Below are 15,430 nucleotides of genomic sequence, written 5' to 3' on the forward strand. Positions count from 1 at the left end.
ATCAGTTAGCTCCTCGAACCGCTCAGGCGGCCTTCGTCATCGTCCGGAATCACCGGGTGGTTCAACACAACTATCGCGGGCACTTTCCCGTCGGGAAAAATCCTGCCGCCCTCTGGCACGTGGTCCACGCCGCCGTCGTTCCAGGGATGGCATCGCAGGACCCTCTTCACCGCAAGCGTACTTCCCCGGAGGGCGCCGTGGACGGTGACCGCCTCAAGTGCATAGGCCGAGCAGCTCGGGTAGAACCGGCAGACCGGTCCGTAGAGGGGGGAAACGATCCTCCGGTAAACCTTCAGCAGCAGGATCAGCAGGCCACGGGGCGCATCGCGCAGGAGGCTCCAGTACCGGGGTCCGGTCGCCGTCACAATCCCGTGTCTCCCTTGTCCCTGCAGCGCCGGAGCGCGCCGGCCGCCGCCTTATCGAAGTCGCTGCTCAAATCATCCCACCCCGCGAGGGCGGAAGCGGGAAGGGCGCGGACCACGAGGTCGAGCCCCTGCGGGTTGCGCGCGATGAAGGCCGCGGCCGCGGCACGCAGCCTTCGCTTGACGAGGTTGCGCGTCACGGCGTTCCCAACGTTCTTCCCGACGATGAATCCGCACCGGCTGGGCCCGCTCGGACGGGGCAGGGCATATAAGACGACGTTCCGGCGCCCTGAGCGGGCACCGGAACGTACGGTCCGTGCAAAATCTCCGGCGACGCGCACCCGGTGGATCTTCGCGAGCATCGACTATGCCTCTCCTAAGGAACCGGAAAAGTATCGAACTCCGCGCGATCCAGGCTGGGCTTCATCGCGGAAAGGGTTGTACCGCTATGCCGACAGTTCGGTGCGGCCCTTGCTGCGGCGTGCCGACAGAATGGCACGGCCTGCGCGGGTACGCATGCGAAGGCGGAAACCGTGCTTTTTGGCACGACGGCGGTTATTCGGCTGAAAGGTCCGCTTGCTCACTGTGTTTACTCCAAGACGATCTTGAGATGCGTCCGGCCCATTGCAACAAGGGGGAAGAACAGACTGACGCGATTAAGGTGCACACCCGCAGAACGCTCGAAACGCCAGCACGCATCCGAGGCCTCTTACTACCCGGAACAGTCGTGATGGCATGCGAAATGCAGACATAAAGGACTACATAACGTTAGGCGACGGGACACAGCAGCGTCAAACCGGCCGGCGGCGGGCTCCATCCACTGCATCATCCACACCTGTGGACATCCACCTGTGGACAATCGGCGGCCTCCGTACCGCGCCGGGTAGCGCCGGAATGCCTCGACGGGCCGTCCCGGGCCCTGCTTTGTCCACGGTTTCACCGCTATCTTCTGTAGTTTCCATCCTCTAGTCTTGGCAGGGCCGGTTTATCCACCATCTGTGTACAACCCTGTGGATTACGGCCATTTTCAAGTGCGGATTGTGAAGCTTTGAGGGGTATTTGTGGTGGAAACGGACGAGGTCAACGACGTCGGCAGCTCATGGCGGAAGGTGATCCGAACCCTTGAGCATGACGATCGCGTCACTCCGAGGCAGCGCGGATTCGTCGTTCTGGCTCAGGCCCAGGGACTGATCGGCACCACAATGCTGGTCGCCGTCCCGAATGAACTGACCCGCGAGGTGCTCCAGACCCAGCTGAAGGCTGCACTGGACGAAGCCCTGCACGAAGTGTTCAGGGAGGACATCCAGTGTGCGTTCGTCATCGACCCCGATCTCACTCCGGTCGCCGAGGAGGAGCCGGTTCCGGAATCGGCGCCCTCCCCGGAACAGCGGGAAGAACCGAAGCCCTCGCCGACGCCGCCAAGCAACTCCCATGAGTTCGGCCGGCTGAACCCCAAGTACATCTTCGATACCTTCGTCATCGGCTCATCGAACCGGTTTGCGCACGCCGCCGCGGTCGCGGTCGCCGAGGCTCCCGCCAAGGCCTACAACCCGTTGTTCATCTACGGTGACTCAGGCCTTGGCAAGACCCACCTCCTTCACGCGATCGGCCACTATGCCCGGCATCTCTACACCGGCATCCGTGTGAGGTACGTGAACTCCGAGGAATTCACGAACGACTTCATCAACTCGATCCGCGACGATGAGGGCACGAGCTTCAAGCAGACCTACCGCAATGTGGACATCCTGCTCATCGATGACATCCAGTTCCTCTCCGGTAAGGACCGGACCCAGGAGGAGTTCTTCCACACCTTCAATGCGCTGCACAACCACAACAAGCAGGTGGTGATCACCTCGGACCTGCCGCCGAAGCAGCTTTCAGGCTTCGAGGAGCGCATGCGGTCGCGGTTCGAGTGGGGCCTGCTCACCGATATCCAGCCGCCCGAACTCGAAACCCGTATCGCCATCCTGCGCAAGAAGGCGATCAGCGACAGCCTGAGCGCACCCGATGACGTCCTTGAGTACATCGCGTCCAAGATCGCAACGAACATCCGGGAACTTGAGGGTGCGCTGATCCGGGTCACCGCCTTCGCGAGCCTGAACCGGCAGCCGGTCGACGTGAACCTGGCCGAGATAGTGCTCAAGGATCTGATCTCCGATGACGGCGCACAGGAGATCACCTCGACGGTGATCATGGCCCAGACCGCCGACTACTTCCAGATCAGCCTCGAGGAGTTGTGCAGCAAGTCCCGCACCCGCACCCTGGTGACGGCCCGGCAGATCGCCATGTACCTCTGCCGCGAACTGACCGACATGTCCCTGCCCAAGATCGGCCAGGAGCTCGGTGGCCGTGATCACACGACGGTCATCCATGCCGACCGCAAGATCCGCGAACTCATGGCCGAGCGGCGGGCGATCTTCAACCAGGTGACCGAACTGACAAACCGCATCAAACACAAGCAGCGGGAAGCCTGAGACCGCCCGACGGGGGACCGCCCGACGGGCGGGAAATTAACAGCTGTGGACACAACTGTGGATAACCCCCGGAACAACCTGCCGGAACCTGAGGAAAACCCCCACCTGCCCTGTGGATCCGCGAAATGACAAGGATTTCCCCCACAGGGGCGGCTTCCAGGGTGGCCTGTGGACGCACAGCTTGTCCACAGGGCAGATCCGCGGACTACGGGCGGCGGACGGACTTATCCACAGTTTCCACAGCAGTTATTAACACTACGAACCTTAAACTTCAAAAAGTTCTTCAGATAACACTCTCGTGTTCCTGCACCCCGGTCCGGGCCCGGACCCGACCCGTTCCGGGTCGCTCCTCCCGGTTGTGCCGGCCGGCCCCGGCCCTTCCGATGGCACCCATCCACGGGACCCGGCGGCTCAGGCTAAGCTGTGTTCCAAGCAGGGTTGGGGTCAACGGTGCCCTCCCGGATTCTCTTTCCGCACAGACACCGGACCCCGCCCACGTACGTCCATGTCGGTGGTTGTACTCAAGAGGTACTTTGTGAAAGGCGGCTTCCTTCCGTGAAATTCAGAGTTGAGCGGGACGTTCTCGCGGAGGCTGTCTCCTGGACAGCGCGCTCCCTTTCCCCGCGCCCACCTGTTCCCGTGCTGGCAGGGCTGCTCATCAAGGCCGAGGGCGGAGCCCTCTCCCTGGCGAGCTTCGACTACGAAATCTCGGCGCGCCTGGAGATCCCCGCCGACATCAGCGAGGAAGGAACCATCCTCGTTTCGGGGCGCCTGCTTGCCGATATCTGCCGCAGCCTGCCCTCGGCGCCCGTCGAGGTGGCCACTGACGGCTCGAAAGTCACGCTGACCTGCCGGAACAGCCGGTTCAACCTCGCCACCATGCCCGAAGGCGAATACCCCGAGCTGCCGAAGCTCCCCGCCGTCAGCGGCGTCGTCGACGGCGATGCCTTCGCCCAGGCCGTCTCCCAGGTGATCATCGCCGCCAGCCGCGACGACACCCTGCCCATCCTCACCGGCGTCCGCATGGAGATCGAAGACGACCTCATCACGCTCCTGGCCACCGACCGGTACCGGCTGGCCCTGCGGGAAGTGTCCTGGAAGCCTTCCACACCGGGCATCTCCACCAGCGCCCTGGTCAAGGCCAAGACCCTCAACGAGGTCGCCAAGACCCTCGGCGGCGCCGGCGACCTGAACATCGCCTTTTCCGATGACAGCGAACTGATCGGTTTCGAAAGCGGCGGCCGTCGGACCACCTCGCTGCTGGTCGATGGGGACTACCCGAAGATCCGGTCCCTCTTCCCCGAAACCACGCCGATCCACGCCACCGTCGAAACCAGTGCCCTCGTCGAGGCCGTGCGGCGTGTGTCGCTGGTGGCCGAACGGAACACCCCGGTGCGGCTGGCCTTCACCCAGGGACAGGTGGCCCTCGACGCTGGCACCGGCGAGGACGCCCAGGCCTCCGAAGCCATCGAGGCGACCCTTGACGGCGACGACATCACCGTCGCGTTCAACCCGCAGTACCTCAGCGAGGGCCTCGGCGCCTTCCCCAGCAGGTTCGTGCGCTTTTCGTTCACTTCCCCGCCAAAACCGGCTGTCATGTCGGCACAGGAGGAAGCCACAGGCGAGGACCGGGAAGACTACCGGTACCTGCTGATGCCCGTTCGGCTTCCGAACCAGTAAGGACCGGCGTTACGCCGGCCGACCCCCACGGTAGAAAGAGTAGATGCAATGCATATTGGCCTTATCGGACTAGGCAAAATGGGCTTCAACATGAGGGAACGGCTGCGCCGTGGGGGCGTAACCGTCACCGGGTTTGATCGGAACCCGGAGCTGACCGATGTGTCCTCCCTTGATGAGCTGGTAGCCGCAGTCCCGGCCCCCCGCATCATCTGGGTGATGGTTCCCGCCGGAGCTGTGACCGACAACGTCATCCGCGAGCTGTCGGGCTCACTGCAGGAAGGCGACCTCGTCATCGACGGCGGCAATTCCCGTTTCACGGACGACCAGGCCCACGGTGCACTCCTCGCCGAGCACGGCATCTCCTTCCTCGACTGCGGCGTCTCGGGCGGTGTGTGGGGCCTCGCGAACGGCTACGGCCTGATGGTCGGCGGCAGCGACGCCGAAGTCGCCCGCGCCATGCCGATCTTCGATGCGCTCCGGCCCGAGGGCGAGCGGCACGAAAGCTTCGTCCACGTCGGGGATATCGGCGCCGGACACTACGCCAAGATGGTCCACAACGGCATCGAATACGGGCTCATGCAGGCCTACGCCGAAGGGTATGAACTCCTCCAGGCCAAGGACATCATCAAGGACGTGCCCGGAACCTTCACCGCCTGGCAGAAGGGAACGGTCGTCCGGTCCTGGCTGCTCGACCTCATGGTGAACGCGCTGCAGGACGACCCCGAACTCGCCAAGGTTGCCGGTTACGTCGAAGATTCCGGTGAGGGACGCTGGACCGTCGAGGAATCGATTGCCAACGCCGTGCCCACCCCGGCAATCACCGCCTCGGTCTTCGCCCGCTTCGCCTCGCGGCAGGATGACTCCCCGGCGATGAAGATGGTCGCGGCCCTCCGAAACCAGTTCGGTGGACACGCGGTACGCCCGGCCCGCCAGGATCCCGCCTGAGCGGGGGCCGGTGTACATAGAGCACCTATCGCTCACCGACTTCCGCAGCTACCACCAGCTCGACACCGGGCTGGATCCCGGCGTGACGGTGTTCGTCGGACCCAACGGCGTGGGGAAGACCAACATCGTCGAGGCCATCGGGTACCTTGCGTCCCTCTCCTCGCACCGGGTCAGCACCGACAAGCCCCTCATCGGTTTCTCCGCTGAGAGGGCGCTGGTGCGGGGGAAGCTTGTCCGCGGGGTGCAGCGGACAAGCGTCGAGGTGGAAATCAATGCCGCCGGCGCCAACCGCGCCCGGATCAACCGGGCGAACCCGGTCCGGGCGAGGGCGGCCGCAGGCATCCTCAAGACCGTGCTCTTCGCTCCGGAGGACCTCGCCCTCGTCAAGGGCGATCCGGCCGTCCGGCGGCGCTACCTCGACGAGGTCCTCGTCACGCTGGTTCCGCACCAGGCCGCCCTACGCGCCGATTACGAGCGGGTCCTCAAGCAGCGCAACGCGCTGCTGAAATCCGCCCGGGCGGCCGGGCGGTTCTCGGGAGCTCACGAGGCAACCCTCGAGGTGTGGGACCAGCACCTTGCCGAAACCGGGGCACGCCTCCTTTACGCACGGCTGGGCCTTGTCGAAAGGCTCCAGCCGCACCTGGCGCTGGCCTACGCCCAGCTGACCGACGGATCGAAGGAGGCGTCGGCCGCCTACCGGGCCACGGTGGCGGGCCTGTTCGACGACGAGGACCCGGATGCCGCCGGGATCCGCGCCGGGGAACTTCACGGCGCGGATCCCGCGGAATTGACAGACCGTTTCCTCGAGGCGCTGGTACAGCACCGCAAGAAGGAGCTCGACCGGGGAATCTCCCTGGTGGGACCGCACCGCGACGAGTTGAGCCTCATGCTGGGACCGGCCCCGGCCAAGGGATACGCCTCCCACGGGGAAACCTGGTCGATGGCCCTGGCGCTGCGCCTCGCCTCCTACTACCTGCTCAATGAGGAGGACCAGACCCCCGGCGCGAGCCCGGTGCTGATCCTTGACGATGTCTTCGCGGAGCTGGACACTCAGCGGAGGAGAAAACTTGCGAAGATCGTCTCCGGCGCGGAGCAGGTGCTTGTCACCGCCGCCGTTCCCGGGGACATTCCGGAGGAGCTGACAGGGCGGCAGCTCCGCGTCGTTCCTGGAGGAATCGATGCCGAGGCAGGCTGACGGATCGGGCAGCGGGCACACAGGACCTGACACCGGGGACGCGCCCGCGGACGGGGTGAACGAGGGCGCCGGCGCGGAGCCCGGGTCCCCGGGTGCTGCGCCCGGCCGGACCCCGGCCGGGGACGGCGGGCTTCCCGTCGGCGTCGAGCAGAACGCACCGGAAGCGCTGCTGAACCGGCTTCGGGATGCGTCGCAGTCCCGCGGCACACCACGGGTGCCGGTCGGCCGCCGCGCCCCGGCGGCCTCCCGGCGCCGCTACTCCCCGGCCCCGGTCTACGGCGGGCGGGATCCCGAAGGCCTCGGGAAGGTCTTCAACAAACTGCTCGCCGAACGCGGCTGGAACTCCCCCGTCGCCGTGGGGTCGGTGCTGGCGCGCTGGACCGAGCTCGTGGGTTCGGAAATCGCCTCCCACTGCCATCCTGAGAGTTTCGACGGGACCACGGTGCTGGTCCGCTGCGACTCCACCGCCTGGGCCACCCAGCTCCGGTTGATCAGTCCGGACCTGCTGCGCAGGTTCGACGCCGAGCTTGGACCCAAGGTGGTCACCCGCATCTCGGTGGTGGGGCCGGCGGGCCCAAGCTGGCGCAAGGGCGGACGCTCGGTGAAGGGCCGCGGCCCGCGGGACACCTACGGGTGACCGGCGTCACCGACGGCCGGATCGGCCGGCAAATTCCGGCCCGCTCCTGAAATCGCGTGAGCGGCGGGTAGAGGTCCCGGGAGCCTTTCCGACGTATACGGCCCCTACCGGCGTCCTGCTGTTGGCTTAAAAGCGCCATTCTTGGCCGCTAGAGGCGGGTCTGTGCGGGATTGAGCCCTGCCGCAGGGTAGAATAAAGAGGTTTCCCCCGCATAAACACATTGAGGAGTCGACTGCGCCTGTGGCAAACGAGAACGAGTTGAACGCTAGCGATGTCAAGATTGGGGTTGGCGAGTCTCCCGCCCTCTCCGCAGCGACCTCCCACAGCTACGGCGCCAGCGATATCACGGTGCTCGAAGGCCTTGAGGCGGTACGTAAACGCCCAGGCATGTATATCGGGTCGACGGGCCCCCGCGGACTCCACCACCTTGTCTATGAGGTGGTGGACAACTCCGTCGATGAGGCGCTTGCCGGTCATGCCGACACCATTGAGGTGACCCTTCTCGCGGACGGCGGGGTGCGCGTGATCGACAACGGCCGCGGTATTCCCGTGGACATGCACCCCACCGAGGGCCGGCCCACCGTGGAGGTCGTCATGACCATCCTCCACGCGGGCGGGAAGTTCGGCGGCGGCGGCTACGCGGTCTCCGGCGGTCTTCACGGCGTCGGCATCTCTGTGGTCAACGCCCTCTCGAAGCGGGTCGAGACCGAGGTGCGGCGCCAGGGTTTCGTGTGGCGGCAGTCCTTCGCCGATGGCGGCAAGCCGGTCGGCGAGCTCCGCCGGGGCGAGGAAACCTCGGAGACCGGCACCACCCAGACCTTCTACCCGGACGAGACGATCTTCGAATCCGTCGAGTTCGACTACGAGACCCTGCGTGCACGGTTCCAGCAGATGGCCTTCCTCAACAAGGGACTGCGCATCACCCTGCTCGACGAGCGCGCTGACATTGAGACCGACGAGATCACGGAGCACCACGAGCCCGGCGAGGCGCCCGAGGATGACACCCCGAAGCACCGCCAGGTCGAGTACCTCTATGAGAACGGGCTGCTCGACTACGTCCGGCACCTGAACTCCTCAAAGCGGGTCGAGGTGATCCACGAGGACATCATCGGGTTCGAGACCGAGGACACGGACCGCAAGATCGCCGTCGAGGTCGCCCTGCAGTGGACAACTGCGTATTCGGAGAGCGTCCACACCTACGCCAACACGATCAACACGCATGAGGGCGGAACCCATGAAGAGGGATTCCGTGCTGCCATGACGACGCTGATCAACAAGTACGCGCGCGACAAGAACATCATCAAGGAAAAAGACGACAACCTGACCGGCGACGACATCCGCGAAGGCCTGACGGCCGTCATCTCCGTCAAGCTCACCGAACCGCAGTTCGAAGGCCAGACCAAGACCAAGCTGGGCAACTCCGAGGCCAAGGGCTTCGTCCAGCGGGTCGTCACCGACCAGCTCGGAGACTGGCTTGAGCGGAACCCGGGCCCCGCCCGCGATGTCATCCGCAAGTCCGTCCAGGCCGCCCAGGCCCGCCTCGCCGCCCGCAAGGCCCGCGAGTCAACCCGCCGCAAGGGCCTGCTCGAGTCCGGCGGAATGCCGGGCAAGCTCAAGGACTGCCAGTCGAAGGATCCGGCCAAGTCCGAGATCTACATTGTGGAGGGCGACTCCGCAGGCGGTTCGGCCGTCCGCGGGCGCAACCCCGAGACCCAGGCGATCCTTCCGCTGCGCGGCAAGATCCTCAACGTCGAGCGGGCCCGCCTCGACCGGGCGCTGGGCAACAGCGAAGTACAGGCGATGATCACGGCCTTCGGCGCCGGCATCGGCGAGGACTTTGACGTCGCGAAGGCCCGGTACCACAAGATCGTCCTGATGGCCGATGCCGACGTCGACGGTCAGCACATCACCACGCTGCTGCTGACACTGCTCTTCCGCTACATGCGCCCGCTGATCGAGAGCGGATTCGTGTATCTGGCCCAGCCGCCGCTCTACCGGATCAAGTGGTCCAACGCCCCGCACGCCTATGTCTACAGCGACAAGGAGCGCGACGAGACCATCCGGCAGGGCCTTGCCAACAACCTGCGCATGCCCAAGGACAACGGCATCCAGCGCTACAAGGGTCTCGGCGAGATGGACTACACCGAACTGTGGGAAACCACGATGGACCCCGACCGCCGCACGCTGCTCCAGGTCACCATGGACGACGCCGCCGCTGCCGACCAGGTCTTCTCGGTGCTGATGGGTGAGGATGTCGAGTCCCGCCGGAACTTCATTCAGCAGAACGCCAAGGACGTGCGCTTCCTGGACATCTAGGGATCCACCGGGTGCCGGCTCGTTCCGGTGCCCGGTGCCCCTGTCCGCGGTAAACATTTGAACGAAATGGAATAAGGACTTATGAGCGAGACGCCGAATGACGGAGCCGCACCCGACGAGATCCTGGCCGGGGAGGTGTTGACCGACCGCGTTGAACAGGTCGACCTGCAGACCGAGATGCAGCGGTCCTACCTTGACTACGCCATGGCCGTCATCATCGGGCGTGCCCTTCCCGACGTGCGGGACGGGCTGAAGCCGGTCCACCGCCGGGTGCTGTACGCCATGTTCGACGGCGGGTACCGCCCCGAGCGTTCCTTCAACAAGTGCGCCCGCGTCGTCGGTGAGGTCATGGGCCAGTACCACCCGCACGGCGACGGCGCGATCTACGATGCGCTGGTGCGCCTCATCCAGGACTGGACGATGCGCTACCCGCTCGCCCTCGGCCAGGGCAACTTCGGGTCCCCGGGCAACGACGGTGCGGCCGCCCCGCGGTACACCGAGACCAAGATGGCCCCGCTGGCCATGGAGATGGTCCGCGACATCGACGAGGAGACCGTCGATTTCCAGGACAACTACGACGGCAAGAACCAGGAACCGACAATCCTGCCGTCCCGCTTCCCCAACCTGCTGGTCAACGGCTCCTCCGGCATCGCGGTGGGCATGGCCACGAACATCCCGCCGCACAACCTGCGCGAGGTTGCCGACGGCGTCCAGTGGTATCTGCAGCACCCCGAGGCCTCCAAGGAGGAACTGCTCGAGGAGCTGATCGTGAGGATCAAGGGCCCCGACTTCCCCACGGGCGCCCAGATCCTCGGGCACCGCGGCATCGAGGACGCCTACCGGACCGGCCGCGGATCGGTCACCATGCGCGCCGTGGTCAATGTCGAGGAGATTCAGGGCCGCACCTGCCTGGTGGTCACGGAACTGCCGTACCAGGCGAACCCTGACAACCTGGCGATCAAGATCGCCGACCTGGTCAAGGACGGCAAGATCAGCGGCATCGCCGACCTGCGCGATGAGACCTCCGGCCGCACCGGGCAGCGCCTGGTGATCGTGCTCAAGCGCGACGCCGTGGCGAAGGTCGTGCTGAACAACCTGTACAAGCACACCCAGCTGCAGGACAACTTCAGCGCCAACATGCTCGCCATCGTCGACAATGTGCCGCGCACCCTGAGCCTCGACGCGTTCATCCGGCACTGGGTGACCCACCAGCTCGAAGTGATCGTCCGGCGCACCCGCTACCGCCTCCGCAAGGCGGAGGAGGCGGCCCACATCCTGCGCGGCTACCTCAAGGCCCTCGACGCCCTCGACGAGGTCATCGCCCTGATCCGCGCTTCCCAGACGGTGGAGGACGCCCGGGGTGGACTGATGACCCTGCTCTCCATCGACGAGGTCCAGGCCGCGGCCATCCTGAACATGCAGCTGCGCCGCCTGGCCGCCCTGGAGCGGCAGAAGATCCAGGACGAGCACGACAAGCTCGAGCGGGAGATCACCGAGTACCAGCGGATCCTCGCCTCCCCGGAGGTCCAGCGCTCCATCGTCTCGACCGAGCTCCAGGACATCGTCGACCGGCACGGCGACGACCGCCGCACCGAGATCCTCATGGGCTACGACGGCGACATGAGCATGGAGGACCTCATCCCCGAGGAGGAGATGGTCGTCACCATCACCCGCGGTGGATACGTCAAGCGCACCCGCAGTGACAACTACCGCCAGCAGGCCCGCGGCGGCAAGGGCATCCGCGGTGCGCAGCTGCGCGGCGACGACGTCGTCGAGCACTTCTTCGTCACCACCACCCACCACTGGCTGCTGTTCTTCACCAACCTCGGGCGGGTCTACCGGGCGAAGGCCTACGAACTGGTCGAGGCCGCCCGGGACGCGAAGGGCCAGCACGTGGCGAACCTGCTGGCCTTCCAGCCGGACGAGACGATCGCCCAGGTCCTGGACCTGCGTGACTACCAGCAGGCCCCGTACCTTGTCCTTGCCACCAAGCGCGGCCTGATGAAGAAGACGAGGCTCGATGACTACGACACCAACCGTTCGGCCGGCGTCATCGCCATCAACCTGCGCGACGGCGACGAGCTGGTCTCGGCCCAGCTGGTCTCCGAATCCGATGACCTGATGCTTGTCTCCCGCAAGGGGCAGTCGCTGCGCTTCACCGCCACCGACGAGGCGCTGCGCCCCATGGGCCGGGCCACCTCGGGTGTGACCGGAATGAAATTCAGGGCCGACGACGAACTCCTCGCCGCCGCCGTCGTCAGCGACGACTCCTTCGTCTTCATCGTCACCGAGGGTGGTTTCGCCAAGCGGACCAAGGTCGACGAGTACCGCGTCCAGGGGCGCGGCGGGCTGGGGATCAAGGTGGCCAAGCTCGCGGAGGAGCGCGGCGACCTCGTCGGCGCGCTCGTCGTCCAGGAGAGCGACGAGGTGCTCGTGGTGATGGAGGGCGGGAAGGTCGTCCGCTCGGCGGTCACCGGCGTCCCGGCCAAGGGCCGCGACACCATGGGTGTCATCTTCGCCAAGCCGGACAAGAAGGACCGTATTATCGGGGTGGCGCGCAACAGCGAGCGGTCGATGGCCGTTGATGACGACGCGGTTGAGGAAGCACAGATCCTTGAGGTCGCGCCGGACGGCACGGTGGGCGGCGCTTCGTCGGCGGACATCGATGAAGTACCGTTGTCGACAGATGAAACGGCTGAGCCCGATGCTGAGTCGCCGGAAAACGGAGGTAGCGAGTGAGCTCGGCCAACACAAACCCGCGGTCCAGCGGAACGGTGCGTTCGTCTGGAAGCGGTCCGCGGGTCAACGCGCCGGCCCGCCCGGCGCAGCGGCCCTCGGCAGGACAGGCGGCGAGACCGGGGACCCGGCCCGGACTGGTGAAGCCGGCCCCGAAGGCCAAGGCGCGCAAGGCACGGCTGCTGGTGAGCAAGGTCGACCCCTGGTCGGTGCTGAAGATGGCCTTCCTGCTGTCGGTCGCCCTCGGCATCGTCACGGTGGTCGCCGCCATCGTGATCTGGACCGTCCTGGACCTCACCGGCATCTTCGACGGGGTCAACGACCTTCTGCGTGAGATCGCGGGCACCGAGAGCGGCGGCTTCGATCTGCGGCAGTTCGCCTCGCTGGGACAGGTTGTGTCCTTCGCCACCATCATCGCGGTCGTCAATGTGGTGCTCCTGACGGCCCTGGCGATGCTTTCGGCCGTGTTGTACAACATTTCCTCGGCCCTTGTCGGCGGTATCGGCGTCACCCTTACCGACGACTAAGGTTTTTGGGCATCGGGCCGGGGACGGCGATTTGAGGTTTGCCGAGTTCCTGCTGTAAAGTCGTATCTCGGCCCGATGAGGTATCGGGGCGTATAGCTCAGGCGGTTAGAGCGCTTCGCTGATAACGAAGAGGTCCCAGGTTCAAGTCCTGGTACGCCCACGGATCCACCACCGCAGGCAACTGCTAGGAGACGAATGTGAAGAAGTTGCTGATTGCCGCAGCTGCTGCAGCAGGCGTCTTGGTTTACAAGCGGTGGCAGGATTCAGAGAAGGAAAAGGCAGTCTGGAGCAAAGCGACCGACGAGGTCGGATAGCTCCGGGCCGCAGCGGTTCGATCGAACCGGCTGAGGCTCATCACGGGGGCATGGCGCAATTGGTAGCGCACCTGCTTTGCAAGCAGGGGGTTCGGGGTTCGAGTCCCCGTGCCTCCACCGAAGGGAAAAACCCCGGTCTACGGACCGGGGTTTTTCTTTGTCTCCGGCCGCCGCACCTCCCTCCCGCCTCCCTCCCGCCTCCGTACCGTGGCATCCTTCGGCTGCTCTAGGGTTGCAGGGTGATCATTTTCCTCTCGGTGCTCGGCGTCCTCGGTGTGTCGGCGTCCGGGCCCATTATGGCCGCGACGGCGGCGCCGGCCCTAGCCATCGCGTTCTGGCGCAACTCGATCGGCGCATTGATCATGGGAGGACCCGCGGCTGTCTCAAAACGCGCCGAGTTCCGTGCCCTGGGCCGGTCTGACTTCCGTAGCCTCCTCACCGCGGCGACGGCCCTGGCCCTCCACTTCGCCTGCTTCATCACCTCACTCAAGCTGACGTCGGTGGCCGCAGCGACCGCCCTGGTCTGCCTCCAGGTGGCCTGGATCGCCCTGTTCAACGCCGTGCGTGGGTCACGGCCTCCGGGCGTGGTGGTCACCGGGCTCACCATCGCGTTCGCCGGGGTCGTCGTGATCACCGGATTCGACCTGCAGCTCTCCGGCCAGGCGATCCTCGGTGACGTCCTCGCCCTGGCCGGAGGTGCCCTCGCCGGGATCTACCAGATGGCCGGCGCGACAGCCCGGCGCACCATGTCCACCGGGACGTACACCACCCTCTGCTACGGTGGGTGCGCCGTCATCCTGCTCGTGATGTGCCTGCTGTTCCGCCAGCCGCTGACCGGATTCTCACCGGCGGCCTGGCTCGGGATCCTCGGGGTGACCCTCGTGGCCCAGATCATGGGCCACAGCGTGTTCAATCATCTGCTCGCCGTGATGAGCCCGCTGGTGATCTCGATGATCATCCTCCTCGAAATCCCCGGTGCCGCGCTCCTTGCCGCGGTCTTCCTCGACGAGCAGCTCCCGGCGGGAACCTACGCGGGGCTGCTGCTGATCCTGGTCGGCCTCGCCGTCGTGGTCCGCGGGCAGGCACGTTCCCGCCCGGCGGGCCGCACGGCCGCCCGGCCGGTCGAGGCACCGCCGGCGCTCGGCGGGGACTGAGGCCGCCTTCAGAGGGTGCGTTTAACCAAAAGGGAGCGGGAAGGGCGGCCGGTATCCGGCTGCCCTTCCCGCTCCCGCAGGATCGTTAAGGTCCTAGCTGGTGGCGTCGTTCGGCTTCGCGGCGTGCTTGGCCGTGTCGGAGAGATCGACGGGAGCGTCCTTGACCTTCTTGTTCGCGGCCTTTGCCTGCTCCGATGCGGCCGTCAGGTCCGGACCCGAGGTTCCGGTTCCCGTGGTGGCCGTGGTGGTTGTCGTCGTTGCCGTGGTCGGAGTGACCGGCGTCGTCGTGGTCGACGGCGGGGTGGTGGTGCTCTGGGTCACTGGGGCCGGCGTCTTCCACGGGTCCTCGACGGGCTTGGAGGCACGCCAGGCGGCAACGCCGGCGGTGACCGCCGCGGCGATGATTCCGACGATCAGCCAGCCCTTGCCCTTCTTGGCCTGCTCCTGCTGGCGCTTCTTCAGCTCCTTCGAGGCCTGCAGCCCCGCTGCGACGAAGGCTTTCTGGGCATTGCGCGCTGCCTTCTTGTCTCCGGTCACGCGGGTGACCATGGAGGCGACCGCCGGCGGGATGGTGGCGACCGCAACCGAGCGGGACGCCGAATCGGCCGCCTCGCCGAGCTTGTAGGACAGCGCGGGGATGTAGCCGTCAACAACCTTCCCCTTGGCCGAGGTGAGGGCGGGACCGGCCTTGCCGAGAGTTTCCTGAACCTTCGGGGTGGTCGTGTCGATCACCTGGGTGATCCGGGGTCCGACCCGGTCCAGCCGCTCCTGGATCAGGGGGCTGACCGTGGCGTATCGGGTGGACACCCCGGTCGCGGCCTTCCTCATGCTCTCCTGAATCATCGGAGAGGCCGTCTGCACCCCCTTGTCCCAACGGGGCTTCGTCCAGCCGTAGGCGGCGCCGACATAGGGGATTGCCCAGCCACGGGCGGCCGCGATGCCCGCCAGAACGCCTTCTTCGAATCCGGGCGCGGTCTTTTCGTTCTTCTTCACAAGTACCTCCAGGAGATCGTGACTCGTCATGGTCAGCCTACGTGCTATCCGCAGGCCTTGCTATTCATCCCTCAGGATTCCAAGGTTTTCACTGTGC

Annotated in this window: 14 protein-coding genes and 2 tRNA genes; 12 read left to right on the plus strand and 4 right to left on the minus strand. The window is 65.8% G+C overall.

All coding sequences use genetic code 11. The annotated features are described in order from the left end of the window. Positions 1–5: 5 nt before the first annotated feature. The 3 genes from yidD to rpmH form a co-directional block, all read right to left on the minus strand. A complete protein-coding gene (gene yidD, locus I6N91_RS12420; RefSeq protein WP_198813122.1) occupies positions 6–368 on the minus strand; it encodes a membrane protein insertion efficiency factor YidD in 363 nt (120 codons plus the stop codon). After that, complete coding sequence (gene rnpA / locus I6N91_RS12425) at positions 362–724, minus strand: ribonuclease P protein component (RefSeq protein ID WP_198812969.1); 363 nt, start codon at positions 722–724, stop codon at positions 362–364. Before rnpA ends, yidD begins: the two co-directional genes overlap by 7 nt. Positions 725–808: 84 nt before the next feature. Beyond that, positions 809–946 carry a 50S ribosomal protein L34 gene (gene rpmH / locus I6N91_RS12430; RefSeq protein WP_055854070.1) on the minus strand — a complete coding sequence of 46 codons (138 nt, stop codon included), beginning with the start codon at positions 944–946 and terminating at the stop codon, positions 809–811. A gap of 480 nt (positions 947–1,426) precedes the next feature. Here rpmH and dnaA point away from each other — a divergent pair, with 480 nt between their 5' ends. The 12 genes from dnaA to I6N91_RS12485 all read left to right on the plus strand — a co-directional run bounded on the left by dnaA (position 1,427) and on the right by I6N91_RS12485 (position 14,340). Next, positions 1,427–2,836 carry a chromosomal replication initiator protein DnaA gene (dnaA, locus tag I6N91_RS12435; protein WP_198812971.1) on the plus strand — a complete coding sequence of 470 codons (1,410 nt, stop codon included), beginning with the start codon at positions 1,427–1,429 and terminating at the stop codon, positions 2,834–2,836. Between the two features lie 555 nt (positions 2,837–3,391). Then, positions 3,392–4,516 carry a DNA polymerase III subunit beta gene (gene dnaN, locus I6N91_RS12440; protein WP_198812973.1) on the plus strand — a complete coding sequence of 375 codons (1,125 nt, stop codon included), beginning with the start codon at positions 3,392–3,394 and terminating at the stop codon, positions 4,514–4,516. A 48-nt stretch (positions 4,517–4,564) separates the two neighbouring features. Next, entirely contained in the window at positions 4,565–5,461 is an 897-nt protein-coding gene (gene gnd, locus I6N91_RS12445; RefSeq protein ID WP_198812976.1) for a phosphogluconate dehydrogenase (NAD(+)-dependent, decarboxylating), read from the plus strand. Between the two features lie 10 nt (positions 5,462–5,471). After that, entirely contained in the window at positions 5,472–6,656 is a 1,185-nt protein-coding gene (gene recF, locus I6N91_RS12450) for a DNA replication/repair protein RecF (protein WP_198812979.1), read from the plus strand. Continuing rightward, on the plus strand, positions 6,640–7,293 hold the full coding sequence (locus I6N91_RS12455; RefSeq protein WP_198812982.1) for a DUF721 domain-containing protein: 654 nt from the start codon (positions 6,640–6,642) through the stop codon (positions 7,291–7,293). Before recF ends, I6N91_RS12455 begins: the two co-directional genes overlap by 17 nt. A gap of 240 nt (positions 7,294–7,533) precedes the next feature. After that, the gene (gene gyrB / locus I6N91_RS12460; protein WP_374058948.1) at positions 7,534–9,609 is read left to right on the plus strand and encodes a DNA topoisomerase (ATP-hydrolyzing) subunit B; all 2,076 of its coding nucleotides are present in this window, start codon (positions 7,534–7,536) and stop codon (positions 9,607–9,609) included. An 81-nt stretch (positions 9,610–9,690) separates the two neighbouring features. Continuing rightward, positions 9,691–12,348 (plus strand): DNA gyrase subunit A, encoded by a 2,658-nt coding sequence (gene gyrA / locus I6N91_RS12465; protein WP_198812985.1) that lies wholly within the window; start codon positions 9,691–9,693, stop codon positions 12,346–12,348. Continuing rightward, positions 12,345–12,872: a DUF3566 domain-containing protein gene (locus I6N91_RS12470; RefSeq protein WP_198812988.1), complete on the plus strand. Its 528-nt coding sequence runs from the start codon at positions 12,345–12,347 to the stop codon at positions 12,870–12,872. Before gyrA ends, I6N91_RS12470 begins: the two co-directional genes overlap by 4 nt. A gap of 86 nt (positions 12,873–12,958) precedes the next feature. After that, a tRNA-Ile gene (locus I6N91_RS12475) sits at positions 12,959–13,032 on the plus strand. A gap of 37 nt (positions 13,033–13,069) precedes the next feature. Further along, positions 13,070–13,186 carry a DLW-39 family protein gene (locus I6N91_RS17180; protein ID WP_210252841.1) on the plus strand — a complete coding sequence of 39 codons (117 nt, stop codon included), beginning with the start codon at positions 13,070–13,072 and terminating at the stop codon, positions 13,184–13,186. A gap of 44 nt (positions 13,187–13,230) precedes the next feature. Further along, a tRNA-Ala gene (locus I6N91_RS12480) sits at positions 13,231–13,303 on the plus strand. Positions 13,304–13,425: 122 nt separating this feature from the next. Further along, positions 13,426–14,340: a DMT family transporter gene (locus I6N91_RS12485; RefSeq protein WP_198812991.1), complete on the plus strand. Its 915-nt coding sequence runs from the start codon at positions 13,426–13,428 to the stop codon at positions 14,338–14,340. A gap of 93 nt (positions 14,341–14,433) precedes the next feature. Here the strand turns inward: I6N91_RS12485 and I6N91_RS12490 are convergent, their stop codons facing one another. Continuing rightward, complete coding sequence (locus tag I6N91_RS12490; protein WP_233091807.1) at positions 14,434–15,363, minus strand: hypothetical protein; 930 nt, start codon at positions 15,361–15,363, stop codon at positions 14,434–14,436. Positions 15,364–15,430 lie beyond the last annotated feature (67 nt).

It is taken from the genome of Arthrobacter sp. MSA 4-2, from assembly GCF_016405885.1.
Taxonomy (GTDB): domain Bacteria; phylum Actinomycetota; class Actinomycetes; order Actinomycetales; family Micrococcaceae; genus Arthrobacter_D.